Annotated in this window: 2 protein-coding genes; both read right to left on the bottom strand. The window is 49.2% G+C overall.

Annotation, left to right across the window (positions count from 1 at the left end; translation table 11 throughout):
- On the bottom strand, positions 1–415 hold a 415-nt coding region (locus A3757_RS20685), incomplete at its 3' end, for a Fe2+-dependent dioxygenase (protein ID WP_082872156.1).
- Positions 409–1,065, bottom strand: a 657-nt coding sequence (locus tag A3757_RS20680) for an alpha-hydroxy acid oxidase (RefSeq protein WP_197470174.1), incomplete at its 5' end; no start/stop codon positions are given. The genes A3757_RS20680 and A3757_RS20685, both read right to left, overlap by 7 nt.

The raw sequence follows: 1,065 nt of genomic DNA, 5'->3' as shown, positions 1-1,065 counted from the left end.
CGTACTGAGTATGAATTTGGAGCTCGCCACCTTCATATTCTTCTGGCGAATTCAGAAATAAAGTGGATGAAACATCGGTGCGCATTGTTTGAGCGGTGCCCGGTATTTGCATCAGGGAACCATCGATATGATTGCCGTAGGTTTCGCCTTCTCCGTAGCAATTAAATTTTGGCGGGAAGATTTTGTCAGGCAGTGCCGCAGAGATAAAAACAGGATGTTGAGATATCTTGCGCAGAATTTCACGGCCCAGTTGTTGAGCGGTGTCGCCCAGGTCATCGAGTTGACGATTGTGTTTGACGTGAATAGCGATGCCACCGGCGGTTTGGCTGCCATCACGCCACGAGGATTTATCCAGGGCACTTCGGAATTGCTTCACTTCTTCGCTTGATAACACTTTGGGTATGACGATTAGCATAAAGGAGTCCCCAGCTTTCTAAGGTTTGCATGACGAATTTCTTGGATTGTACGACAGCCCGTCATCGCCATGGTGTATTCAAGCTCCTCTTTGAGTAGCTTGATCAGGTGAGCGACACCTAAGGCACCGGCAATGCTTAAGGCATAGACTTGCAAACGTCCAATCAGAACGGCATCAGCGCCTAGGGCAATGGCTTTGAATATATCGGCACCACTACGAATGCCACTGTCAAAAAGAATCGGGTATTCATCGCCCAAGGCTTGGCGAATGTCGGGTAGTACCGTCAAGCTTGCGGGTACGCCATCCAGGGCTCTGCCGCCATGGTTTGACACGACGATCCCTGCGATGCCTAGATCTTTTAGGTAAGTAGCATCTTCAGTGCTCATAATGCCTTTTGCCCATACCGGGACATGGCTGATCGCAATGATTTTCTTAAGCAGCTCGAGTGAAACAGCCTTTTGAACATGCTGCTGGAAAATGCCGGCTGCTCCAGCGCTTTGAACGCCGTTATTTGGGTAGTCACTTAGGTTGACTGGCTGTAATTCTTTCGGCATTTGAAAGCCGGATCGTAGTGTTTGGTGGCTGGGTGCTTGTAGTGGTGTGTCCAGTGTTAGCATAATGGCCTGATAACCGCTTAGTAATGCTCGTTG

This window comes from Oleiphilus sp. HI0117, from assembly GCF_001635235.1.
Note: the sequence above shows the minus strand (reverse complement) of the source record. Positions and strands in the feature narration are given on the sequence as shown.